This is a genomic window from Achromobacter animicus (genome assembly GCF_040775605.1).
Taxonomy (GTDB): domain Bacteria; phylum Pseudomonadota; class Gammaproteobacteria; order Burkholderiales; family Burkholderiaceae_B; genus Achromobacter; species Achromobacter animicus.
This window is the reverse complement of sequence record NZ_JAYGJK010000001.1, coordinates 3,075,372-3,099,275: the sequence shown is the minus strand read 5'-3', so window position 1 is coordinate 3,099,275 and position 23,904 is coordinate 3,075,372. Positions and strand designations below refer to the sequence as shown.

The following is a 23,904-nucleotide window of genomic DNA, read 5'->3' as shown; positions in this document are numbered from 1 at the left end:
TCAATGCTCCAGCAGGGTCAGGCAGACCTCAAAGCCCTGGGCCATGTATCGCTTCACCGTGCGATCACTGAGTCCGGTGCGCGCCGCGATCTCCACGTACGTCAGGCCTTCCAGTTGCGACAGCACAAACACTTCGCGCGCCTGAGGGGCCAGATTGGCCAGCATGCGGTCCAGTTGCTGCAGCGCCTGCTGCACGCCCACCAGCATCTCCGGCGACGCCTCCATCTCGGGCGGAATCTCTGCAATGGCCTGCAGCCAGGCGCGCTCGAGCGAACGGCGGCGCCAATGGTCGTTCAGCAGGCCTCGTGCGATGGTGGTCAGGTAGGCGCGAGGCTGCCGCAGGGTGCGGACTTCTTCGGGATTGCGCAGCACGCGCAGAAAGGTGTCATGCGCGAAATCCGATGCCTCATCGCCGTGGCCAAGCTGACGCCGCCACCATTGGCAGAGCCATTCGTAATGGGTTTCGCAGAGAAGCTGGATCGGCTGGAGGGGGTTGGACATGCTCAAACGCCCCGGCAAGCAGCGCGATGACACGGAAAAGCCGCCTGCCGGGAAAGCGGTCAAGCGGCGAGAACCGCCAAATGATACCAAGAATTGTTCGCAACATGTGTTGCCGCGCGGCGTCACCCCGCACTCACTGCCAATCCTGCGCGTAGATCCGCTTCCACTCCTTCTCCATATCGACGACCGTCCATCCAGTGGCCCGCGCCGCGTCCAGGGCCTTGTCCAGACGGCCGACGCTCGAATCCCGGTCGTAGGCCCATTCGCGCTTGGCGTCGGTGTGGTGAATGATGCCGCCAAAGCGCTTGCCCGGCCCGGCGGTGGTCCATTGCAGCATCTGCAGGTCGCCGTCCGAGTTGCCGAAGGCCAGTATGGGACGCTTGCCGATGTGACGCTGGATGGCCACGGGTTTGCCGGGGCCGTCGTCGTTGAAGTCCAGCTTCGGCAACCGCATCAGCGCGTACCCGTCGCCGCTTGCCACGAATTCGCTGCCGAACGCCGTGCCGATGACCTGTTCCGGCGGGATGCCGTAGGCCTTCTGCGTCCAGGCCCGCATGAACTCGGTTTCGCCACCCGACACGATGTAGGTCTTGAAGCCGCGCGCGCGCAGGTAATCCAGCAGCTCCCGCATCGGCACGTACGTCATGCTGTCGTACGGCAGTTTGGTGCGCGGATGGCGCGCGGTTTGCAGCCACTGATCGACGCGCTGCGTGTATTGCGCGACGGGCATGCCGGTGTTGGTCGCCAACACGATTTCCATCATGCCGCGCTCGCCGGACTTGGCCACCTCGGCATGATCGTTCTGCAGCACCGCCATGAACGGCTGACGCGTGGCCCAGTCCGGATGCGATGGCGCCAGCGCGTGGATCTCGTCCATCGAGAACATTACCTGGAAGTAGATCGGCTTTTCGCTCCACAGCGTGCCGTCGTTGTCGAACACGGCGATACGATCTTCCTCGGGCACGAAGTCCGGGCTGCCCGGTTCGGTGACTGCCTTCACGAACGCGACGATGGCCACACGGGATGGCCCGTCGGTCCAGGACGCCAGCTCCGCCTGCTTCTGGCGGTCGGACGCGGCGCAGCCGGCCAGCAGATACACGATGCAGAGCCACATCCAGGCCAGCCGCCGCATGGAGCGATATTCAATCGAAGCTTGCATGACGATCTCCCGAGCGCGCGCATGGCGCGGTGGTGACATCCTTTGAACGATTTCCCCTGTCCGCGCCCCGCACGGCGAACAGGCATCAACGGCTGGCGATGTTGCCTTGAGACGCCTGCGCCGCCTTCCACTGCTGCGGTGTCATGACGGTGCGAAAACCGATATGCGACATGGGGTTGAGCGGATCCGTGCCGCGCCGCGCGCTGGCGCGGTAGCTGATGCAATACGTGTCGCTGCAAAGAAAGGATCCGCCGCGGGTCACGCGCTTGGGCGCCGACACGGGCGTGCCGCCGTCGTCGGGATCAAAGCTGTCGGCGGGTCCGGCAGGATCCTGCGGCGGCTGGCGGTACTGCGCCTGAAACTTGAAGGCATCCGCGCGATACCAGTCCGACGTCCATTGCCAGACGTTCCCCGCCATGTCGTACAGGCCATAGCCGTTGGGGGCGAAGCTGCCGACGGGTGTGGTCCCGACCTGCACCTTTTCATCCTTGACGACGGGAAACGGCTGCGGCTGTCGCGTGTCCCAGATGTTGGCCATCGCCTTGCCCTGTGGCAGCAGCTCGTTGCCCCACGTATACGTAGCCTGCTCCAGGCCGCCTCGGGCAGCGAATTCCCACTCGGCCTCCGTCGGCAGCCGCTTGCCCGCCCACTTGGCGTAGGCTTGCGCGTCTGCGTAAGACACCTGCACGACCGGGTGATCGTCCTTGCCGTCGATGTTGCTGCCGGGCCCCTCGGGGTGCCGCCAGTTTGCGCCCGGAACAAAGCGCCACCAGCGCGAATAGTCGCGCAGCGACACCTCGGTCTCCGTGCCGGTGAACACCATGGCGCCCGCCTGCAAGGCGCTGTCGTCCGGACGCGGCGTGCCAGCCGGAAGCTGGACACGCAGGTCTTCCCAGCGCGGCTTCTGCTCGGCGGTCGTCACATAGCCGGTCGCCTCGACGAAACGGCGGAACTGCGCGTTGGTGACGTCGTGCACGTCCATCCAGAACCCGCTGACGCGCACCTTGTGCGCCGGGCGCTCGTTCGGCTGGGACATCTGGTGGTCGTTGCCCATCAGGAATTCGTTGCCGGGTATCCAGGCCATCGCCGCCGGTCCCTGCTTGCCGTCTCCCAACGTGATGACGTGCGGCCCCGCCGGTGGCGCGGAGACCACGACATACGCGCCGATCGCGCCTGTCGCGCCCAGTATTGCCACCAACGCCAACCCGATCTTCGCGTGCTTTTTCATGCGCGTTCTCCTTGAAGAGAATCCTTTCGCAATGCAGGCGTATCTTCTGATGCCGTTACAGCGCCGCAGCCCGCGAGGCCAGCTTGCGGTTGCCCTCGCTGTTAGGCTTGAGACTCATGCGTTCGGCGGTTAGCACCTTCGCGAGCGACCGCGCGCCACCACGCAGCGCCGCCTCGACCAGCGTCAGCGCCAGCACGTCGCGTTGGGCGTGGCTGCCGCCGAACCGGTGCGCAATCAGGCGCACGTCGCGCAACAGATCCGCGGCCAATGCGTAGTCGTCGCGCGTGAAGGCCACCAGCGCGTGCGCCACCGGCAGCCCCACGTCGCGCGTCATCATCGCGTTGGTGCCGGCGCCCTGAGCGGCGGCTTCCATGGAGTCGATCAACGTCTGCGCCGCAGCGCTGTCGCCGGCGCCCAAGTAGGCCATCAACGCATGCACATCGTTGAAGGCGTAGTAGCCCGTGCCGCCGCGCGCCTGCCAGACTTCGGCAAGCTGCCGCCACCGCCAATCGACATCGATCCCACGCAGCAACAGGCGCCACAGCATGGCCGACGCGTCGATCAGGTCAAGCACCTGCCCGGTGGATGTTTCGCGCAGCCGGTCGTCGTATATGGCAAGCACTTCGGCGATGTCGTCGCGGTCGAGGTGAAACAGGGCCAGGTGCCACCAGTTGTGGATGGACAGCATGTTGTCGCTGGACCAGTCGTCGCGCCGGCCGTTCAGCCAGGCAATGCCCTCGTCCACCCTGCCCTGCATTTCCAGCACATGAGCCACCGCGTGCACGGCCCACGGATCGCGGGGGTTCAGGTCCAGCGCGCGGCGGCCCTGGACTTCCGCTGCGGCATAGAGATTGGTCTCTTCCAGCCCGAAGGCGTGCATGCCCAGCACGTAGCCGTAGTCGGGCATCTTGCAGTTCCACGCGGGCAGAATGCCGGCCACGCGGTCGCGCAACATGGCGGAGCGGCCAAGCAGGAAGTCGCCGATGTGGCCCACCTGCAGCGCCAGGGTGTCGTGCGGGTAATCCGCAAGAATGTCGGCGTAGCGCCGCAACGCGGTAGAGAAATTGCCGTCGAGCCAGGCGCGCGCCGCCGCCGTATGACGGCGCTCGCGATCATTGGCGATATCGACTAGTGCTTCGGCAGCCTCGACGCTTTCGCGTAGCAGCGGTTCGACGCACTTGTCGCTGGCGGTAATCATCATGCCTGCGCGCAGCAGGTGGCCCATGACGAAGACGGGGTCTTCGGAAAGCGCGCCGTCGATGATGCCCAAGGGATCGCCGTAATAGCCGTGGAACAAGCTTTGCGCCCGTTCGTAAGCGGCCATCGACGCCGGTTCATCGCTGGAAACGGGATTGCCCCGCACATCGCTCAGCGCCATGGTGATCTCCCAAAGGGCCGGCCCGCGACGGGCTTCGGAAATATAAGCACGGATGCCGTGTGCCGGCAAAACGCAACTGCGCTAGTGCGACTGCACCGGATGCGCGGGTATGGGCATACGCCCGCGCTTACGGCAGCCGCGGCGTCACGGGCGGGAAGACGGCGGATCAACCATCGCCTGGCGTTGGGACACCAGCAACGCGTCGCTCTGGTCGATGCGTATCGTGCCGATTCGTGGAAATTCAAAGTCGATGATGATGTACAGCGCCGCGGTCATGACCAGCGCGTAGATCAGCTCGTGCAATAGCGTCCCCCGCTGCGTTGCGGCCAGCTTCACGCCCACCAGCCCGGCGCAGATCAGCGCAAGAAACCCCAGGAAAACGTAGGCCGCCATGGGCGGATGCACCTTCTGGGCGGCGACAAGCGCGGTCGCCGCATCGAACATGTCATTCACTGCCTGCACGTACGAGGCCGCCAGCGGCGGCGCAACATCGTCCCGCGCCGCCCCGACGGAGGCCCGCCAGATGTCCATTTGCAGCGCGCTGGCCTTGGCCGCAATCCCCGTCCGCGCATCCAGATCGGCGACATGGCGTTCATAAAGAATCCGTTGATCGACGTAGTGGCGAAATTGCGCCCGCAGCGTCGGCTGCGCGGCGGGCGGCAGCAGATCAACCCGCAGCCAAGCCGTGCCAATGGCGTTGACTTCCTGGATCAAGAGATCGCGCCGGTCCGACATACGCTGCGCCGCGCCCGAGAACGTAAACGCGACCAGAAGCCCCAGCAGCGCAAACACCGATGCCTCGATCGCCGCCACCCCTGCCCCGCCGTTCTCCTCAAGCTTTCTGCCCAATCGCTTGCCCAATGCGATGGCGCCAAACAGCGCCACAAAGAACGCCGCCGCCAAGCCTGCCAGGAGAAACGAGTAGTCCATGGGAACCTCGCGTGTGCGATTACCGGAGGAACGTGCGAGCGGTACGCTGGCGTGTCCGGAACGCATCAACGATAAAAGCAACGCGCGCGGGCTGGCAATCGCGCAAGCGCAGCCAACGCGTGATACAGCCGTGCCGGTCCGTGTTGACCAATGCGGCGCTCGCATGCAAGCGCATCGCAGAATCTCGTTGACAGGCGGGAAAGGAAGATGAAAATTATTGCAGTTCAAATCCCGCGGACGATGCATGTCGGATTGCAAGTCCCGGAGTCTGCGTTCCGGACTACGCGTCCCGGACTGCGCGTCCCGGATTGAACACCCCCAAGTACGTAGGCCAATGTGAACCGCACGGTTTGCAGCTTCGTGCGGTTGATTTCACTCTTACACGACGGAGTTGAAAATGGCGACCAAACGAACGCTCACTTGCGGTGCCGCAGCACTTCTCATGGCGGGAGCGGCAATCTGTGCCCCCGCCTCCGCGCAGGATCAACGCAAACCCAACATCATCCTGCTTGTCTCCGACGACACCGGTCTCGGCGATCTCGGTCCTTATGGCGGCGGCATCGGCCGCGGCATGCCAACGCCCAACATCGACCGGCTCTCTTCCGAAGGCATGACCTTCTTCTCGTTCTACGCGCAACCCAGCTGCACCCCCGGCCGCGCAGCGATGCAGACCGGCCGCATCCCCAATCGCAGCGGCATGACCACCGTGGCCTTTCAAGGCCAGGGCGGCGGCCTGCCGGCGGCCGAATGGACACTCGGGTCGGTGCTGAAGACCGCCGGCTACAAGACGTTCTTCACGGGCAAATGGCATTTGGGCGAAGCGGACTACGCCTTGCCCAACGCCCAGGGCTACGACGAGATGAAGTATGCGGGCCTCTATCACCTGAACGCTTACACCTACGCGGATCCCACGTGGTTTCCGGACATGCCCGCGGACGTGCGCGAGATGTTCCAACGCGTCACCAAGGGCGCATTGTCCGGCAACGCCGGCGAAAAGCCGCGCGAGGAGTTCAAGATCAACGGTCAATACGTCGACACGCCCATGGTCAACGGCCGTGAAGGCGTCGTCGGCATTCCGTTCTTTGACCGGTATGTCGAAAAGGCCTCGCTGGACTATCTGGACCGCAACGCCAAGTCCGAGCAGCCGTTCTTCATGAGCATCAACTTCATGAAGGTGCACCAGCCCAACATGCCGGATCCCGACTACATCCATAAGTCCATGTCCAAGAGCAAGTACGCGGATTCGGTCGTGGAACTGGACGCACGGATCGGCCGCATCATGGACAAGATCCGCGAGCTGGGCCTGGACAAGAACACGCTGGTGTTCTACACGACGGACAATGGCGCCTGGCAGGACGTCTACCCCGATGCGGGCTACACCCCGTTGCGCGGCACAAAGGGAACGGTGCGCGAAGGCGGCAACCGGGTTCCCGCGATCGCGTGGATGCCCGGCAAGATCGCCGCGGGCGCCAAAGATCACAGCCTGGTGGGTGGCCTGGATCTGATGGCGACGTTTGCCGCGGTTGCCGGCGTGAAGTTGCCCACGAACGACCGCGAAGACAAGCCGATCATCTTCGACAGCTATGACATGTCGCCCGTCCTTTTTGGCACCGGCAAGTGCGACCGCAAGTCGTGGTTCTACTTCACCGAGAACGAGCTGTCGCCGGGCGCCGTGCGCGTTGCCAACTACAAGGCGGTGTTCAACCTGCGCGGCGACGACGGCGCGGTGACGGGCGGGCTTGCGGTGGACACGAACCTGGGCTGGAAAGGCGCCGAGTCCTATGTGGCGACGGTGCCCCAGGTGTTCGACCTGTGGGCCGATCCGCAGGAGCGTTACGACATCTTCATGAGCAACGTCACGGAGCGAACCTGGACGATGGTCATGATCAACGACGCCGTCGCGCCGCTGATGAAGACGTACATCGACTACCCGCCCCGCAAGATGCAAAGCGAAGGCTATGACGGACCGCTGACTTTGTCCGGCTACGAGCGGTTCCAGTACATCCGCGACAGTCTGGCGAAGGACGGCTTCAAGCTTTCCCTGCCCACTGGAAACTGACGCCGGCACGCCGCGGTTCACCTGATTTGGGTGAACCGCACGGACGCGGGACCCGTCCGGGCAGGCGGCTTGCTGCTACAGGCGGATGGACGCGGCAATTCCATCCCGGCAAGCTAGCCGCCTGCCAGCTTGCGACCTGGCTACAGGAGGTCCCATGTGGGAACCCAGTGAACGCTATCCCGATCCGGCCATTGAGGTACTGGATCCCCGATTCCGCAACATCCGGCTCAATAACGCGGGCATCGAACGCCTGGCGACCGGTGTCCGCTATGGCGAGGGCCCGGTCTGGTTCGGAGACGGCAGGTGCCTGATCTGGAGCGACATCCCCAACAACCGCCTCTTGAGATGGGACGAGGAAACGGGTGCGGTATCGGTGCACCGTCAGCCTTCCGGGTACACGAACGGCAACACGCGCGACCGCCAGGGCCGGCTCGTCAGTTGCGAACATGGCGAGCGGCGCGTGGTGCGGACCGAGTACGACGGCTCAGTGACGGTGCTGGCCGACCGGTTCGAGGGCAAACGCCTGAATGCGCCGAACGACGTGGTTGTGCGGCGAGATGGATCGATCTGGTTCTCCGATCCGGTATTCGGCATTCTGAGCAACTACGAAGGCTTCAAGGCCGACCCGGAACTCCCGACGCACGTCTATCGGCTGGACCCCGGCACTGGGGAGCTGCAGGCCGTGGTCCGGGGCGTCCACAATCCCAACGGTCTGTGTTTTTCGCCGGACGAACGGCTGCTGTATGTCGTGGACAACGGCTCTTCTCCTAACCGCATCCTGGTTTACGGGGTTGGAGAGGACGGCACGCTGGATGAAGGGCGCACGTTTGTGGAGGCAAGCCTTGAGGCGATCCCGGACGGCATCCGCTGCGATACCGAGGGCAATCTTTGGGCCGGCTGGGGACCGGGTCCGGAACTGAGCGGCGTGATGGTCTTTGCACCCGACGCCACGGCCATCGGCCGCATCGCCCTGCCCGACCGCTGCGCCAATCTGTGCTTTGGCGGCGCGCGGCGCAACCGGCTGTTCATGGTGACCGGACAATGCCTGTTTGCGCTGTATGTGAATGCGCAGGGTGTCCCTTACTGCTGACCGGGCCGCTACAGAAACCCGATCCAGCGCCCCGCGATCAGGCATCCCAGCCAAAGCGCCAGCGACGCACCCGCCTGCGCCCGAAGCATCCCGGTTGGCCGGCCGCCGTTTTCGACGCCGGCCCATGCGCGGCCCCGGTGCACGAGCCAGGCGTTGACCGCACCGGCGGCCAGCAGCGCCATCTTCACCAGGAATGCGGGATTTTCCAGATACTCAAGCGGACGCACCGAAAACAGCATCGCGCCCGTCAGCACCGCCAATGCAAGGCCCGTTGCGGCTGTGCGCGCCAGCACCGGCGCCAGGACGGCCAGCGCGTTCGGCTTCAGGATGCCGAGCAGGCGCAGATCCAGCGGCACGATAGACCCGATCAACAGGCCGATGGCGCCAATATGCGCGGCGTTCAACAGCAGATAGAGAACGCCGGACCGGCGCAACCACAGCGCCGGCGGAACGGATTCAAGGTGTTCGAGCGCAAGCCGCAGCAGTTCAGGCATCCGGCGCGGGTGCTCAGGGTTTCTTGATGCGGCTTGGGTAAATGTCGTAGGTCTTTCCGCCCACGGTCACCTGCACGGCCTTCATGCGTTTGGCGGCCGCGTCCTGGTCACGGTTGCCGACGGCGGTGATCGCATCGCCGGGCTTGGCGGAACCTTCCACGAATCCGGCTTCCTTTGTCTGGCTGGGGTTGCCGAGTTCCACCGTCCACACGCCGTCCTTGGCCCGGACCTTGAGCGTGGGGTGCGGCGGGGCGATCTGCACCTGTTCGACCGTGCCCTGCAATGTCATTTGTTCGGATTCTGCCCACGACCAGCCGTGGTGCGCCATGGCTGAGGGGGCGACGCCGCCCATGGCAGACAGCGCCAGTGTGGCGATCAACGCGCGATGGGAAAGCTTCATGTCGATGCTCCTGAAGTGCGGTGGCTGCCGTTCGTCCGCGCGAAGGCGCAGGCGTGAGCGCGAAAAAGCAGGATAGCAGCCGACTCTTGAGACGGGTGTGAATTTATTTCGCGCTCGGGAGGTGATAGATCATTGCGCGAATCCTGAGAATTTACTTCTAAGAATCTACTTTAGGTTGCCGCTGTTTCTTTTTAATTATCTCTTGATTAATCAATAGCTTAACGCCGATTAATGAGATAGCGCATGAAGTTGAACTGGCGCCCCGCGCCACTTGCATCTGCCGCGCTCACCCAGGAAAACCCTGCGGAACTTTCCCTGTTCGGTAACGGTCGCTTTATGTTCAGGCAATTGTCAGCATATGCCGACATTTGCCTTTAAGCCGTTTCCGCGCGTCCACCCCCGGGAGAATTGCATGTCATTGCTCCGCTCGCGTTTCCTCGCGAATCTGCCCTCCACTTCCACCGCGCGCCCCCCTGATCTCCCTTCTCTCCACGCCCTTTCGCTGCGTGCCGATCCATGTCCACGCCGCGTGCAACCATGAGCGCCGTTCCTGACGCGGTGAACAACCGTGCGCCCACCGGCCTGTCGGTCATGGACGCAACCATGGTGCTGGTCGGCGTCGTCATCGGCATCGGCATCTTCGGTTTCCCCCCTCTTGTCGCGCAGCATGCCCATTCAGACGCCATGTATATCGGCCTGTGGTGCGCCGGCGGGCTCGTCATGCTGGTGGGCGCCCTTTGCTATGCCGAACTTGGCTCGGCGTATCCCGGCGCCGGGGGCGAGTACCTGTATCTGACCCGGGCTTGGGGTGCGCGCGTTGGGCTGATGTTTGCCTGGGCGCGCTGCTCCGTCATCCAGACGGGCGCGATTGCCGTCGTGGCGTTCATCTACGGCGACTATGCCAACCGGCTGTTGCCGCTGGGATCACAAGGGCCGGCTGTGCACGCGGCCATCTCGGTGGTCGTGCTGACGGGCCTGAACATGATCGGCACGCGTTATTCCAAGCGGCTGCAATGGGTCTTTACCCTGCTGACGGTGGTCGCCCTGGCCGCGGTGCTGATCGCCTGCCTGACGGCTTCGGGTGGCGAGGGGCTCAAGACCCCGGACCCCGCGCCGCTGTCGGGCAACACCGCGGGCCTGCTGGGCATGGGCATGGTGTTCGTGCTGCTGACCTATGGCGGATGGAACGAAGCCGCGTACCTCAGTGGCGAACTGCGCGACCCCGGGCGGAATATGAGCCGGGTGCTGCTGATCGGCACGGCGGTCGTCACCGGCGCCTATGTGCTGACCAACATCGCCTTGCTGGAAATCTTTGGCTTGCAGGGGCTCCGCGACACGCCCGCGCTGGGCGCCGAGGTCATGCAGCTTGCGGCCGGCCCCTATGCCGCGGCACTGCTCAGCCTGACCATCTGCGCCACGGCGCTCAGCACCATCAACGGCACCATCATCACCGGCGCGCGGGTTTATTACGCGCTGGGCCGGGACGTGCCGCGGCTGCAGGCGCTGGCCGGCTGGAGCGACCGCAACGAAACGCCGGTCAGCGCGTTGGTGGCCCAGGGACTGATCACGCTGGCGCTGGTGGCGCTGGGCGCCTTCAGCCAGAACAGTGTGCAAACGATGGTGGCGTACACCGCGCCCGTGTTCTGGCTGTTCATGATGCTGGTGGCCGCGTCCGTCTGGCGCCTGCGCCGCCTGGATCCCGATCGCCCCCGGCCCTTCCGCGTGCCGCTCTTTCCGCTGCCTCCCCTGCTGCTGGCGCTGACCTGCGCCGGGCTGGTGGTTTCCAGCGCCATGTACGCCGGCGCCGGCGCCCTGATCGGGCTGGCCGTGCTGGCAGCCGGCGTGCCGCTCATGCGACTGCTCAAGCCCGCCCAGGCCATCGGCTAACTGGTTCTTCCCTGTCCTCTTCGTCCAAGGAACCCTCACCATGCAACGCTCCAACGTACGCTTCAACGCATCTTCCAAGTCCGCGGTTCAGGCGTTCACCCCGCGCCTGCGTCTCGCAATGCTGGCCTCGGCAATGGCGTTCGCGCTGTTGGGCGCGAGCGCCGCCATGGCGCAGACCGCCGCGGCGCCCGCCAAGGCCGGGGAACAAAAGGCCTATGTGCCCGACGTCGGCCAGGAAGGCAAGGACGTCATCTGGGTCCCGACCCCGCAAAGTCTCGTGGACAAGATGCTGGACATGGCCAAGGTCACGCCCAAGGACCGGCTGATGGACCTGGGATCGGGCGATGGCCGCACGGTTATCACGGCCGCGCAGCGCGGCCTGACCGCGCAAGGCATCGAGTACAACCCCGACCTGGTCGAGCTGTCGCGCCAGAACGCCAAGCGCGCCGGCGTGGCCGACCGGGCCACCTTTGTGGCGCAGGATCTCTTCACCACAGACCTGTCGCAGGCGGATGTGATCACGATGTTCCTGCTGTCGACCATCAACGAGAAGCTGCGGCCAAAGCTGCTGGAACTGCCGGCCGGCACCCGCGTCGTGTCCAATACGTTCCGCATGGGCGACTGGGAGCCGGACGCCTCCGAGACCGTCACCGAGAACTGCCAGACCTATTGCACGGCGCTGTTGTGGATCGTACCGGCCAAGGTTCAAGGCAAATGGGATCTGGGCGGCCAGACGCTGCAGCTGGATCAGCACTATCAGGTGCTGTCCGGCAAGCTGGGATCCGTGCCGATCTCGGACGCCCGCCTGGACGGCACGTCAATCACCTTCACCGCCGACGGCGTGCGTTATGCGGGCGTGGTGAACGGCCGCACCATGAGCGGCACCGCCGCCGGCAAGGGCAACTGGCAGGCCAAGCGGAGCTGATCTTCGTGCGTTGGACGTGGCGCGCGGCGCGGCCTTGTGTGGCCGCGTCGCGTTGACCGTCCCCGGCGTCATGCAATAGCATCTGTTGCATGAGAAGAGACAGCAAGCTTTCCGGCGTCCTGCACGTTCTGCTGCATATGGCCGAGCACCCCGGCCCCATGACCTCCGACGACCTCGGCCGCGTCATGCAGACCAACCCCGTGGTGATCCGCCGCATCATGGCCGGCCTGCGAGAGCAAGGTCTGGTCCGCTCCGAAAAAGGCCACGGCGGCGGATGGACGATTTCCTGTGACTTCAACGCAGTGACGCTGCGCGATATCTACGACGCCCTGGGCGCACCGGAGATCTTTGCGATGGGCAACCGCAGCGAGTCGCCGGGATGCCTGGTGGAAGAGGCGGTGAATGCGTCGCTGGACGACGCGTTCGAAGAGGCGCAGCGTCTGCTTCTGGATCGGCTCGGCAAAGTCACGCTGGCCGCCCTGAGCCGCGATTTTCACGCGCGCATGGTGGAACGTGGGCAAGCGTTTGATCCGCAAGCCATCCACGAGGGATGATCGCCCCCTACTTCCACGGCTGACGCCACGCCATCAACGACGCTTCGACGTGCGCAATTTCGGCCTGCGACATCCCGGCTTCTTCGTAAAATCGCTGGCGCTCGCGCACCACATCCAGGACGCGGTCGATGATCGATCGGGCGGCCGCTTCCGACCGGAGTCCGAAACGCCGGTACTCGGTCAGGCAATTGGCAAAGGTGCTGTCACGGCCCTCGGCGCCGATGTGCAGGTAATGCCGCGCCGACCCTTCCTGGGTCACCACATCAAACAGCGGCGACATCCGGTAGGTGTGCGCGCCTTCGTCCTTCAGGAAGCCGACGTTCTTCAGATGATCGTCCGTGTTGTGAACGGCCACGTTCAGCACCATCCGCGCATACAGCTCCAGCAGATCCTGCACGGGATTCGACGAGATGCGGCGCGCCACGTCGGCCAGCCGCGCGTAGGAATACGTGGCCTTACCGCGTGGCCCGTCCAGCTCGCGCTTGCCGATGTGCACCGACGGGCTGATCAGGGAAGCGCCACTCAGGAAATGCCGCCGCGCAATGACTGGATCCGCCCCTTGCTGGACCGGCAATAGCTCGCGGTCGAACCGGTGCGTCAGCAGCACCGCGCCAAGATGGGTCTGCGCCAGGCGGATCTCGGGCACGTTCAGCCCGATGGCGCGGGCCATCTGCAGGTTGGCGTATTCCACGCGCTGGCGGTCGTAGGACTCGCCCTTGCGGGGAAACTTCGCGATCCACATCTCGCCTTCTGCATCCCGGACGATCGTTTTGGGACGCGCGCCGCCGATATCCCACGAACTGCCCAGGATGTCGCGATACAGCCCCTTGGGCTTGATGCCCTGGTCGATGTCGGTCAGCAGGTCCGCCAGGGATTCGAGCTGGCTGACTTCGGGCAGCCGATAGGTCTTGCGCATGTTGGGCGTCAACTGGCGGGCGCTGAAAAACAGCGCGCCCACGCCCATGCCGCGGCCCTTGAGCAGGACTTCGTTTTCGGTCACCCGGGCGCCCGCATTGTCCACGCGCATCACATTGCGGCCCCAGGCATCAGGCGCCGCATCGAAAATGGCGCCCAGCGTTTGATAGCGGCTTTCGGTGCGGAATGTGGTCGTCGAATCGGTAAGGGGCAGATTGAGCGGGTCCAGCGAAAACGCGCGCGGATCGTTCACGTAGGACTGCACATACGTGAACTCGGCAAAAAAATGGTTCTCGTCGGTGTCGTCCAGGGTCAGGATTCCGGCCAACACGGCCTCGCCCCGGATATCCACGTAGACGAAAAGCTCGCTTTCGACGGTTTTATGCTTTTTGGCTGGCACGATGGCGACCGCCGCGTTACAGGCTGGAAGGATCGGCGCGATGCGAATGCTGCGCCTTGCCGCTGCCCCGGGCGGGCCGGCGCATGGCATCCAGCCGCTTGCCGACGCCATCGAGGTCAGGATCACCCAGCGCGAACAACTGGTCGCCAAAGCCGTACTGCAGCAACGCTTCAAATGCCAGCGCCAGGGAGACGCCCCCATCGCCGCGCTCAAGCCGGTTGATGGTCGCACGCGAAACCCCCATGCGGCTGGCCAGCATCGCTTCTGTTTCGTTGCGGCGCAAGCGCGCGGTGCGGATGCGCGCACCTAGACGAGCCAAAGCTTCGGCCGCCTCGAAACTGGGTTCGATCTTCTTTTTCATGACGCAATAATAGTGCTTTAAACGCGTTAATGCACTATTAATAAGTCAAACTCCCCACGGAGGGAAGTCGCTTTTATAGTGCACAAACGCACCTAATGCGCCATTAATGCGGCAAACCCCTGCCCCGCAGCGCATTCCTCACCGCGTCACGGCCTGATCCAGCCGCAACGCCGCCCGCCCGGTGTCCAACGTGACGCGCGCGCCCAGCGGCAGGGTCAGATTGGGTTCGCCGTGTCCGCTGGGCCAGCCGGCCAGGACCGGGATGCCTCGCGCGGCAAACTGTTCGATCACCAGCGGATACAGCAGACTTTGCGCCTGCGCATCCTCCAGATTCGTGCCGATGATGCGGGTGAAATTGCCCACGATCACGCCCTTCAGGCCGTCAAACTTGCCTGCGGCGGCCAATTGACTCAATAGCCGGTCCACGCGAGGCAGCGCCTCGTTGACGTCTTCAAAAAACAGAATGGCGTCGCGGGTATCGATCTCGTGCCGGGAGCCGATCAATGCGGCGATGAGCGCCAGGTTTCCGCCGACCAGTCGTCCGCTTGCCGTGCCCGCAACCAGTTCCACCGCCCGTGTATCCGGGGGAGGCTGAATCCAGGCGCCCTGCCCGATCTGCCCGCCAAGCATGGCCAGCAGATGGGATTCAGTGGGCTCGCGCTTGCCCGCGACCAGATCCTGCGCCAGCATCGGCCCGTGAAACGTCACAAAACCGGCGTGGCGTTGCATGGCCAAATGCAGGGCCGTGATGTCGCTGTAGCCGATGAAGGGCTTTGGATGTTGGCGAAGCAACGCGAAATCCAGCTTGTCCAACAGCCGCCATGAGCCGAAACCGCCCTGCAGGCACCACACCGCGCCGATATCCGGCGCGGCAAACGCGGCATGCAAGTCGTCCAGGCGCTGGGCGTCGGTACCGGCCAGGTATTCATAGGGGGCGTCGAGCCGCGTGCGCGATGCCGGCATGACCACCGGCGCGAAGCCCCGGTCTTCCAGCCATTCCGCGGCAAGATCGCTGGCGTTTGGGGCCGCGGACGCAGGCGCCACGATCGCGACCTTCGCGCCGGGCCGCAGGACAGGCACAGGGGCGGCCGCCGGTTTCGCGTGAGAAGGCGGCGGCGCGGTGTCACGCCGTGCGGCGGCATTCTGGGCAGACTGGGATGTGGCATTCGGCGCACCTTCCCGCCCGCCTGCGCAACCTGCCAGGCCAAAGCCGGCCAGGCAAAGCGCGCCGGCATTGAACAACATCCGTCGACGTCCGGCGTCCGGGGAGCCGCCATCAACGCGCGGCGTGGTCTGCGGATGCGTCGCGAACACAGGATCGGCAATCTGGGAGCTGGTTGGTCCGCCCATCAGAATCGCTCGTAGTCCAGCCGGTAGCGCCATTGTCCCGCGGCAAGGCCTGCCATCGGCAAACGCCCGATCCGCAGACGCCGCAATGCCAGCAAGCGCAAGCCCGCCGCATCGCACACGGCTTCAATGAACCCCGGCGGGGGCGACTTCAGCGCAAAGCGAAGGTGGTTCTCGTTCTGCCAGCTGACCTTCATCGGCGTGGCGGCGCGGCCTTCATAGGCCATGCCGCGCTGCATGCGGGCCAGGTCCGCTTCGCTTAGCTTGCCTTCGACATGCGCGATATATTCCTGCTCCACGTGCCGGCCCTCCTCCACCAGCTTGCGGGCCACGGCGTACTCCTGGGAATAAACGACCAGGCCGCTCGCAGCGCGCTCCAGCGGCGTCACCAGCTTGAGCCCATTGAACATACGTTTCAGGTAGCGCTGGCCCGACCGGTCTCCGGGCATCAGGTTCTCGGGCAGGATGAGGTCGCGCGCCGAGCCGGGCTGGTCGTCGGCATACATGCCGGCCGGCTTGTGGACCAGCACGGTGACCGGACGGCCTTCTTCGAGCCGTGCGCCGGGCATCAGGCTCACAACCTGGGAGGGCGCGACTCGCAACCCCGGCTCTTCCTGCACTTTGCCGTCGACGGTTACCCAACCGCCTTCGATGTAGCGCTCGGCATCGCCGCGCGAACACGGCAGCTCGGCCGCCAGGCGCTTGGCCAGGCGATCGGTGTTGCTTGCGGCAGCTTGTGAGGAGGGGTTGGAGCGATCGCGGCGTTCGGGGGTATTGCGCACGGGCCGGGCGACGGCGCCCTTCGCGCTGGCTTTGAGGCCGCCCGCTTGCGATTTAGCGCCATAGCGGTCACCACGCTTGCGGTCTTCGGGCTTGCGTTCACCGGGCTTGCGTTCACCGGGCTTGCGGTCGCTGGGCTTGCGGTCGCTTGCAGCGCGTCCGCTGCTTTGGCGTTCGGTGGCTTTCGGCCCGCCGCTTTTCGCCTCAGTGGCTCGACGTGCTGTTCCCTTGGATTCGATGGCCCTGCGTTCAAACGCCTCGGTCTTTCCGGCGTTGGAGACGCCCCGGCTTTGACCAGCCGGGGCACGCTGGAACGGTTTGCTCGTCGCAGCGGACTCGTCCGATCTCGCCGGACGTGCACTGCGGTTTGCCGCGCTGCGCTTGGCGGGACGGGAGGTCAGCGTGAGCGTGCCGGGCTTGGTGGGCCGCATCGTGTTGCTCATCGTCCCCCCTCCTGATGCAGCGGATTGAAACGGTGAAGGAAAAGGTCAGGCACGCCTGCAGGCGCCAGGAGAAAAAGCGTTGTCATCGGTGTTGCCGGGTATTGCGAAAAGCGGGCCACATGGCCCGCACCTTGAGACGGATGTTACGCCCTTTTCTGCCGCGGTCCGTCGGGCGGGTCCACGTTCAAGGCGGCTTCGTCCGGGTAGACGTCTGCGGGCGGCGGCACTTCATCGATCCACGCCTTGAGCAGCGTCGACGTCACCGCCAGGATCACCGGACCAATGAACAATCCGACGATGCCGAAGGCGAACATGCCGCCCAACACGCCGGAAAGTATCAGCAGCATCGACAGGTTCACCCCGCGCTTGATAAGCAGTGGCCGCAGCAGGTTGTCCAGCGTTCCCACCACAATGGCCCAGACCAGCAGCACGGCCGCCGCCAGCTTCATATCGTTCTGGAACAGCCAGGCGACCCCGCCCAGCATGGGCAGAAACGGGCCGAGCTGCGCCAGGCACAGCATCACCATGAGCGCGGTCAGAATCCCCGCCGCCGGCACGCCCGCAATCCAAAGCCCGATACCGCCCAGCGCCGATTGCACCACGGCGGTCACAACGATGCCTAGCGCCACCGCGCGGATCGCAGACGCGGCCAGCCTGATCGCGGCAACGCCGCGCTGGCCCGCAAGCCGGTTGGCAAAGCGCCGCGCAAAATCGGCCGCAATGTCGCCTTTGCTGTAGAGGATGCCGGCGATGATCACGGTGATCAGCATATGCATCACGAACACGCCGACGATGGCGGCGTGACCGAGCAGCCAGTGCGCGGCGGTGGTCAGGTACGGTTCAATCCGCGCCAGCAACCCGCCAGCGCCCGCGTCCGACAACGTCTGCCACTCCTGGGCGATGCGGGGGCCGGCCAGCGGAATGCTGCCGATCCACGCCGGCGGCGCCAGCAGTGCATAGTCGGGCAGGCTCTTGACGGCCGCCATGATGGCGCCGCCGTGCAGCGCCAGCGTGGAGATCGCCTGATACAACGGCAGCACGATCACGAACAGCAGGATGAGCAGCATTGCCACGGTGGCCAGCCAGCGCCGCCCGCCGCAGTGCCGCTGAATCGAGAGCAACACCGGCCAGGTGGCGACCACGATGGTCGTGGCCCAGATCAGCCCGGGCAGAAAAGGACGCAGGACATACAGGCTGCCGATCATCAAGGCCAAGAGCATGACGATCACAAGCAGAACCCGGGCTATGTCGACGGACTGGCGTGGTATCACCCGCGGCTCCTGGCGGGGCTTTCGCCCCAGGTTGCGGTGGATGCGGACTGGCGGCGCCCGCCCTGCCAGCCATCGCGATCAATCGAATGTATCCGAAATCCGCGCGAAGCTGAATGGGAACATTACTTGCTCGGCTTGCCACTGCGGCCGGCCGGGTTCGCCGGTCCGGGGCGCAGGCAAACAGTGTGGAGGTGTGCCATGAAAAACATGGCTTTCGCCAGCGTAATGCTGGCAATCGTGTTGAGCGGCTGCAGTTACATGGATTCCCACCGCTCCGACGGGTCGCACGCCGCGCGCGCAACCCATTCCGACCCCGCCAATTACCATCGGTCTGATTTTGGCGAGCCCAACAACGAACCATTCCAGGGAACTTACCTGGGACGCTGACCCGCCGATGGGCCGAACGTTGCTACCGTCGGGCGCAAGGGCTACGAAATGCCCAGCATCGTGCGAATCCTGCTGCGGATCGCGCCGGAATACGCCCAGCACCAGACCGCGAGGGCCAGCATCGCCACTGTGAAGTAGGCGCGTGCGCCCTCCGGCACGGGATTCATTTGCGACAGGGTTGGGAAGGGTTCAAAGCCGATGAAGTCGGTGGCCGCCAGCGTGCTGAAAATCAAGGCCAGCACCGGACCGGTGAACCGAGGGCGCTCGCCCCGAGTATGGGGGGACGCAAGAAAGCACCAATGTAACCAGCGTATGAGCTGGATGCCCACGGCGACCAGGGGAATAAGCAGCGCAAGCTGTAGCACCAGCAGCGCCAAAATGACTTGAGTACGAAGCATGCGCGGATTTTAATCGGATCCGCGGTGTGGCCTTTTTCTATGCCCCCATTTGAAAAGCGCGCCAGCTGGGGCCTGCGCTGGCCAGCCACTCCTGGACATACTGAAGGCTCAAGGCGATTGACAGGGCCTCGCCCTGAAACAGGACGTCGGGCTGCGCGCGGAGCCAGTTGAAGTCGTCGATTCTGCGGATGTCTTGCGCCAAGACCTTCAGGCCTTGGCGTGACGCTTGCCCCAGCAGGCTGAAGAAGCGCTCTTGCAACGGGCGGCGGGTACAGATGCCTTCCGGGATGCCCACCCGCAGGCCCGTGGCGCGAAGTGTGCCGAATGGAACTTGCGCCGAGGGCAGCAGCCGCACGCGTAACGCAGGCTGCAGTTCCTGGTAGCTGTGGAAAAGCGTGGCGCCCTGCGCCAGGCGGTCGCTGAGGGGGACGTTGTACGTGACCTTGGCGCAGGGATAGATGGGCTGGCTGAGCTGCGCTTCTTGCAGCGTGTCACGCAGTTGGTCGCCGGCCACCGCGCCAATGCGCAGATCCTGGCACAGCTGCTGCGGAAGCAAAATATCGGAGTGGACGTTGAGCGGATGGTCCATCGACAGCGTTGCCATGCAGCCCGCCGCGCGGAAGATTCGCCCGGCGCGGCGCAAGGCATCTGCCGAAGCGGCATTGGTGAGCAACGCGGAAGTAAGGCGGCTGTGACCGCCGACCAGCGCCATTTCGCGGACAACCCCTTTGGCGTCCAGCACGGGTTGGATTCGTAACGGCTCGCTGACGAGTGAGGCGGATTCGGCCTGGTTGATAGCGTTCATAAGGCGACGAGTTTATGGATCGCAATTTCACAAACCAATCGTAAAAGTACGATTTGCGTTGCCATTTGCCCGCGTCATCGGCGCATTTTCAAAATTTTCTTATATCCGCCGTTTGGGGCCATACCTACGATGGGTGCATGCCTGTCAAGGAATCCAATACCCTCTCGCCAGACGTCCAGCCAGTCCCCCGAGCCCCCACGCTGCTCTTGCATCTCTTCGCCGCCGCATTGCTCGCCTGCATCGCGGCGGCCGCTGCATTTCTGCTCTACTGGTCCTTCACCAGCACGGTTTCCACCTACCGGCGCCAGATGAACGCGGCCGCGTACAACGCGCAGATCTTCTTCGATCAGCGGGAGTCGCTGCTTCGCTCGCTGGCGTCCAGCCTGGTCCGCAACACCGATTCCGCGCCTGCCTCCGAAACGCCGCGTCACTTTGGCAACACCGGGCAGATCAACGTCTTCCCCCTGCACGAAGGTCCCAACGCCTACGACTGGGCGTTGATTCTCACCCCGCGCGATCTCAACGACATTGCGTTCGCGCAGACGCAACTGCTCTTCAGTTCCGTCCGAAATGGGCAGACCACCTATCTCACGCCCCGCCCCGGCCAACCCGCCGGTCCGGATCACGCCGCGCAATCCTGGCTCGCGCGCAAGCTCGCCGTCGCCAATCCCAACGCTGCGCACGGCGGGCAAAACGCCATCAGTTGGCTCAAGCCTCAGCTGAATAACGCCAAACCCCTGTATCTGTACACGCCTGTCGATGCTTCCACGCCGAACGCCGGATGGATCGGCCTGGAACTCGGCGACATCAACGCGGCCATCGACCCGTCTTCGCTGCAGGGCGGCAGCTACCTCCTGCATGACCAGGATGGCGCGCCCGTCCTGCATAGTCCGGACGACGCGCAAACCCTGGCGGGGCTAAGCCGCTACGCCGGGCGCGAGGACTCATTCGGCCTGTGGGGACCCGGCCTGCTACCCCGCTACGTCGTGCTCAGCAAGTCCGTCGGCGAAGACGGCTGGCGGTTGGTCTATTACATGCCGATCAGCCGGATCCTGGATGACGCCGCCTACGTCATCCAGGCCACACTGGGCGGCGCGCTCCTGCTGTGCGCTGCGGTCATCGTCGGCATTCGGCACATCCGCCGGAAACTCGTCGCCCCCGCCCTGCGCCAGTACGAGGCCCTGGCAGAAAGCGTGTCCCTGAATCGAAGACTGGTCGAAGTCGCGCCCGTGGGCCTGTGTCTCTTGCGCCGGGCAGATGGCATGCCGCTGCTGTCGAACGAACTCGCCAGGGATTGGTTGCTGGAAGACCCCGCACTATTGGCCCGGCTGCTGGCCGACGACGGTCATGGCGCCCAACGCGAGTACCCGCTGGACGACGGACGGTGCCTGTACCTGACCTTCGCGCCCATCACCTATCGCGCCGAGGAAGTCATCCTCTGCGGCATCAACGACATCACTGCATTCAAACGGGTCGAGCACTCCATCACCCAGGCCAAGTTGCACGCCGACGCCGCGAACCACGCCAAGACGGTGTTCCTGACCACCATGAGCCACGAGATCCGGACACCGCTGTTCGGCATCCTTGGCACGCTTGAACTGCTTGGCCTGACCGCCATGGACGCCCAGCAGCAGCAATACCTTCATACGATGCAGCAGTCCTCGGCAACCCTGCTCAGCTCCATCAACGACACGCTGGACCTGTCGCGCATCGAGGCCGGTTACCTGAAGCTCGAAACCTCGGAGTTCTCGCCGGTCCAGTTGCTGGACAGCGTCATTGGCACCTATGCGGCGCGCGCCGACGCCAAGGGACTGCACCTGTACGCACTGGCCGATGTGGCCGCGCCGGCGCAAGTTCTGGGCGACTCGACCCGCGTCCGCCAAATCCTCAACAACCTCGTCAACAACGCCATCAAGTACACCAGTTCCGGCCAGGTGGTGCTGCGCCTGCAGGTACTCAGCCAGGATGCGCATTTCGCCACCCTGAAATTCCAGGTGGCGGACACCGGCATGGGCATCTCGGCAAAGCACCACGCGCGGCTTTTCGAACCCTACTTCCGCGCTGAATCCGGTGATAACCAGAATGTCCCTGGCACCGGCCTCGGGCTTGCCATATGCCGGCGCCTGTCCGAGATGATGAACGGAACGCTCAGCGCCGTCAGCGAACCCGGTCTGGGCACCAGCATGTCGCTCACCCTGACCCTGCCCCGCGGCGGCGGTGTGCGCACGGACCTGGGTGTACAGCTGGATTCCAGGCCGGTCTTCGTGCGGGGCGCCAACAACGAGGTGGTCGCGAATCTGTGCCAGTGGTTGCGTCACTGCGGCGCCGTGGCAATGCCCTATAAGGCCACTCTGCATGGCCGGCGCGAGGGCAGCGTCCTTGTGGAAACGTGGTCACGCGATTTGACGCCGGCCGTCTGGAGCGGCGCTCGGGTTTTTGCGCAACCCCCGGGCGTTCAGCCGCGGCCGGCTCGCAACACCTGGACGGCCGACAGCCATAGCCTCGCCAGTATCGTCGCGGCGGTCCGGCTGGCGCAGGACAGCGTCGCCACCAAGACGCTTCCCGCGTTGGAGCCGTCGCGAGACGCGCTCGACATGCACCTGCTGGTCGTCGAGGACAACCCGGTTAGTCGTCAGATCCTGCGCGAACAGCTTGAACACCTCGGATGCACGGTGGTCGTGGCGGCAGACGGCAACGACGCGTTGGCGCTGCCCGAACTCCCCGAGTTCCACGCCATCCTGACCGACCTGCACATGCCCGAGCTGGACGGCTACGCCCTCACCCGCGCGCTCAGAAGCCAGGGCTACACCCGCCCGATCGTGGGAATCACCGCCAGCGCGTTCACCGAAGACCTGCGGCGCAGCTCGGAAGCCGGCATGAACACCGTGCTGCTCAAACCGTTGCCGATTGCCGCGTTGTGCCAGGCGTTGATGCCGTTCAAGGAAGCCGCATGACGAGAAAGCTGTCGGAGTACAGGGTACTGATCGTGGACGATCATCCATTTCAATGCGTTCACCTGGCCGACCAGCTCGCTTCGGCCGGATTTGGCCGGGCGGATGTGGCGTCTTGCGCCGAGACCGCCCTGGCCAAGACCGCGCGGCAGCCGTATCACCTGGTGCTGATCGACCTGAACATGGCCGGCATGGATGGCGTGCAATTCATCGACCGGCTGTCCCGGCACGAACAACCTCCCATGCTGGCGATCGTGTCGGCTTGCCTCAAAGGCATCATCAACAGCGTCGCCATGATGGCCAAGGAAAAGGGACTTGCCGTGCTGGGCTCGTTCTCCAAGCCGTTTACCCCGCACCACGCCTCCCAATTGGCCGGCCTGCTCAGCCGCAATCCGCCTGAATCAACGGCACCCACGGAACCGCAACTCGTGCGCCGCACGACGGGCCCCGTATTGGACCGTGCCGCGATCGATAACGCGCTGCATCAGGGGCACCTGCAAGCATGGTTCCAGCCCAAACAATCGCTTGCCACCGGGCGGATCGTGGGCGCTGAGGCGCTGGCGCGGTGGCTGCACCCGGCATTCGGCTGCCTGCCGCCAGACGCATTTCTCGCCGCGGTGCGGGCGCACGGGCTGGACAAGGCTCTGCTGCGACATGTCCTGGAAGCCGCGCTGAACGCGCACATGCACTGGCGCCAGATGGGCTTTCGGGTGCCCGTCTCCGTCAATTTGCCCACCCAGTGCCTGGACGACCCGGATCTGCCCGACGACCTCGAGGAAATCGTGGCGGCCAAGCGCGTGGCGGCGTCCGAAATCACCTTCGAACTACTCGAGGACGAGACACCGACCATACAAGGCCAATACTATATGGGGGCCAGCCGATTGCGGTTGAAGGGTTTCGGGTTGGCACAGGACGACTTTGGCCGAGGATACAGCTCCATGTACAGCCTGATTTCGACGCCGTTCACCGAACTGAAAATCGACCGCGCCTTTGTCAGTGGCGCGGCACACGACGAAAGCCGGTCGGCGGCGCTGGTGTCTTCGGTACTGCTCGGGCGGCAATTGGGCTTGCAGGTCACCGCCGAAGGCGTGGAAACCGCCCACGATCTCGCGTTCCTCCGCCGCATCGGCTGCGACTGCGTCCAGGGGTATTTCATATCCCCCGCCGTCACCTCCGACCGCTTCAGCCAGATGCTCGCCAGCGAGCGGCAGGCGGCAAATCCTGAGTATCGGTGAGAACCG

Annotated in this window: 21 protein-coding genes; 7 read left to right on the top strand and 14 right to left on the bottom strand. The window is 64.7% G+C overall.

Annotated features, from left to right (window positions below; genetic code table 11):
* The 5 genes from AB3147_RS13955 to AB3147_RS13935 all read right to left on the bottom strand — a co-directional run bounded on the left by AB3147_RS13955 (position 1) and on the right by AB3147_RS13935 (position 5,454).
* Entirely contained in the window at positions 1–501 is a 501-nt protein-coding gene (locus AB3147_RS13955; protein ID WP_218343839.1) for a sigma-70 family RNA polymerase sigma factor, read from the bottom strand.
* A gap of 133 nt (positions 502–634) precedes the next feature.
* A complete protein-coding gene (locus AB3147_RS13950) occupies positions 635–1,633 on the bottom strand; it encodes an HAD family hydrolase (protein ID WP_367353537.1) in 999 nt (332 codons plus the stop codon).
* Positions 1,634–1,745: 112 nt separating this feature from the next.
* On the bottom strand, positions 1,746–2,888 hold the full coding sequence (locus AB3147_RS13945) for a formylglycine-generating enzyme family protein (RefSeq protein ID WP_367352173.1): 1,143 nt from the start codon (positions 2,886–2,888) through the stop codon (positions 1,746–1,748).
* Positions 2,889–2,943: 55 nt separating this feature from the next.
* Positions 2,944–4,266, bottom strand: a complete 1,323-nt coding sequence (locus AB3147_RS13940) for a tetratricopeptide repeat protein (RefSeq protein ID WP_367352172.1) — start codon at positions 4,264–4,266, stop codon at positions 2,944–2,946.
* Between the two features lie 144 nt (positions 4,267–4,410).
* On the bottom strand, positions 4,411–5,454 hold the full coding sequence (locus AB3147_RS13935; protein ID WP_367352171.1) for a bestrophin-like domain: 1,044 nt from the start codon (positions 5,452–5,454) through the stop codon (positions 4,411–4,413).
* 184 nt (positions 5,455–5,638) lie between these two features.
* Between AB3147_RS13935 and AB3147_RS13930 the strand changes: the two genes are divergently transcribed.
* Positions 5,639–7,255, top strand: coding sequence for an arylsulfatase (locus AB3147_RS13930; RefSeq protein ID WP_246282793.1), 1,617 nt, complete (start codon positions 5,639–5,641; stop codon positions 7,253–7,255).
* 154 nt (positions 7,256–7,409) lie between these two features.
* Positions 7,410–8,345, top strand: coding sequence for an SMP-30/gluconolactonase/LRE family protein (locus AB3147_RS13925; protein WP_367352170.1), 936 nt, complete (start codon positions 7,410–7,412; stop codon positions 8,343–8,345).
* An 8-nt stretch (positions 8,346–8,353) separates the two neighbouring features.
* Here AB3147_RS13925 and AB3147_RS13920 read toward each other — a convergent pair whose 3' ends face one another.
* Positions 8,354–8,839 (bottom strand): DUF6644 family protein, encoded by a 486-nt coding sequence (locus AB3147_RS13920; RefSeq protein ID WP_239213640.1) that lies wholly within the window; start codon positions 8,837–8,839, stop codon positions 8,354–8,356.
* A 13-nt stretch (positions 8,840–8,852) separates the two neighbouring features.
* Entirely contained in the window at positions 8,853–9,239 is a 387-nt protein-coding gene (locus AB3147_RS13915; protein WP_239213639.1) for a DUF6152 family protein, read from the bottom strand.
* Between the two features lie 537 nt (positions 9,240–9,776).
* Between AB3147_RS13915 and AB3147_RS13910 the strand changes: the two genes are divergently transcribed.
* The 3 genes from AB3147_RS13910 to AB3147_RS13900 all read left to right on the top strand — a co-directional run bounded on the left by AB3147_RS13910 (position 9,777) and on the right by AB3147_RS13900 (position 12,605).
* Complete coding sequence (locus AB3147_RS13910; protein WP_367352169.1) at positions 9,777–11,126, top strand: APC family permease; 1,350 nt, start codon at positions 9,777–9,779, stop codon at positions 11,124–11,126.
* A gap of 40 nt (positions 11,127–11,166) precedes the next feature.
* Positions 11,167–12,051, top strand: a complete 885-nt coding sequence (locus tag AB3147_RS13905; RefSeq protein WP_175121529.1) for an SAM-dependent methyltransferase — start codon at positions 11,167–11,169, stop codon at positions 12,049–12,051.
* 89 nt (positions 12,052–12,140) lie between these two features.
* Positions 12,141–12,605, top strand: coding sequence for an Rrf2 family transcriptional regulator (locus tag AB3147_RS13900; protein WP_286896287.1), 465 nt, complete (start codon positions 12,141–12,143; stop codon positions 12,603–12,605).
* 7 nt (positions 12,606–12,612) lie between these two features.
* Here AB3147_RS13900 and AB3147_RS13895 read toward each other — a convergent pair whose 3' ends face one another.
* The 7 genes from AB3147_RS13895 to AB3147_RS13865 all read right to left on the bottom strand — a co-directional run bounded on the left by AB3147_RS13895 (position 12,613) and on the right by AB3147_RS13865 (position 19,619).
* Positions 12,613–13,920 (bottom strand): type II toxin-antitoxin system HipA family toxin, encoded by a 1,308-nt coding sequence (locus AB3147_RS13895; RefSeq protein ID WP_286896289.1) that lies wholly within the window; start codon positions 13,918–13,920, stop codon positions 12,613–12,615.
* Positions 13,921–13,936: 16 nt separating this feature from the next.
* Entirely contained in the window at positions 13,937–14,281 is a 345-nt protein-coding gene (locus tag AB3147_RS13890; RefSeq protein ID WP_175136502.1) for a helix-turn-helix transcriptional regulator, read from the bottom strand.
* A 138-nt stretch (positions 14,282–14,419) separates the two neighbouring features.
* Positions 14,420–15,361 (bottom strand): S66 peptidase family protein, encoded by a 942-nt coding sequence (locus tag AB3147_RS13885; RefSeq protein ID WP_286936412.1) that lies wholly within the window; start codon positions 15,359–15,361, stop codon positions 14,420–14,422.
* 269 nt (positions 15,362–15,630) lie between these two features.
* Complete coding sequence (locus AB3147_RS13880; protein WP_246282812.1) at positions 15,631–16,338, bottom strand: RNA pseudouridine synthase; 708 nt, start codon at positions 16,336–16,338, stop codon at positions 15,631–15,633.
* A 656-nt stretch (positions 16,339–16,994) separates the two neighbouring features.
* Positions 16,995–18,071 (bottom strand): AI-2E family transporter YdiK, encoded by a 1,077-nt coding sequence (ydiK, locus tag AB3147_RS13875; protein ID WP_175121533.1) that lies wholly within the window; start codon positions 18,069–18,071, stop codon positions 16,995–16,997.
* Between the two features lie 479 nt (positions 18,072–18,550).
* Entirely contained in the window at positions 18,551–18,907 is a 357-nt protein-coding gene (locus tag AB3147_RS13870) for a hypothetical protein (protein WP_367352168.1), read from the bottom strand.
* Between the two features lie 37 nt (positions 18,908–18,944).
* A complete protein-coding gene (locus AB3147_RS13865) occupies positions 18,945–19,619 on the bottom strand; it encodes a hypothetical protein (protein WP_218343825.1) in 675 nt (224 codons plus the stop codon).
* Positions 19,620–19,849: 230 nt separating this feature from the next.
* Here AB3147_RS13865 and AB3147_RS13860 point away from each other — a divergent pair, with 230 nt between their 5' ends.
* Both AB3147_RS13860 and AB3147_RS13855 read left to right on the top strand, forming a co-directional pair.
* Positions 19,850–22,666, top strand: a complete 2,817-nt coding sequence (locus AB3147_RS13860; RefSeq protein ID WP_367352167.1) for an ATP-binding protein — start codon at positions 19,850–19,852, stop codon at positions 22,664–22,666.
* Positions 22,663–23,898 carry an EAL domain-containing response regulator gene (locus AB3147_RS13855; protein ID WP_367352166.1) on the top strand — a complete coding sequence of 412 codons (1,236 nt, stop codon included), beginning with the start codon at positions 22,663–22,665 and terminating at the stop codon, positions 23,896–23,898. Before AB3147_RS13860 ends, AB3147_RS13855 begins: the two co-directional genes overlap by 4 nt.
* Positions 23,899–23,904: the final 6 nt, after the last annotated feature.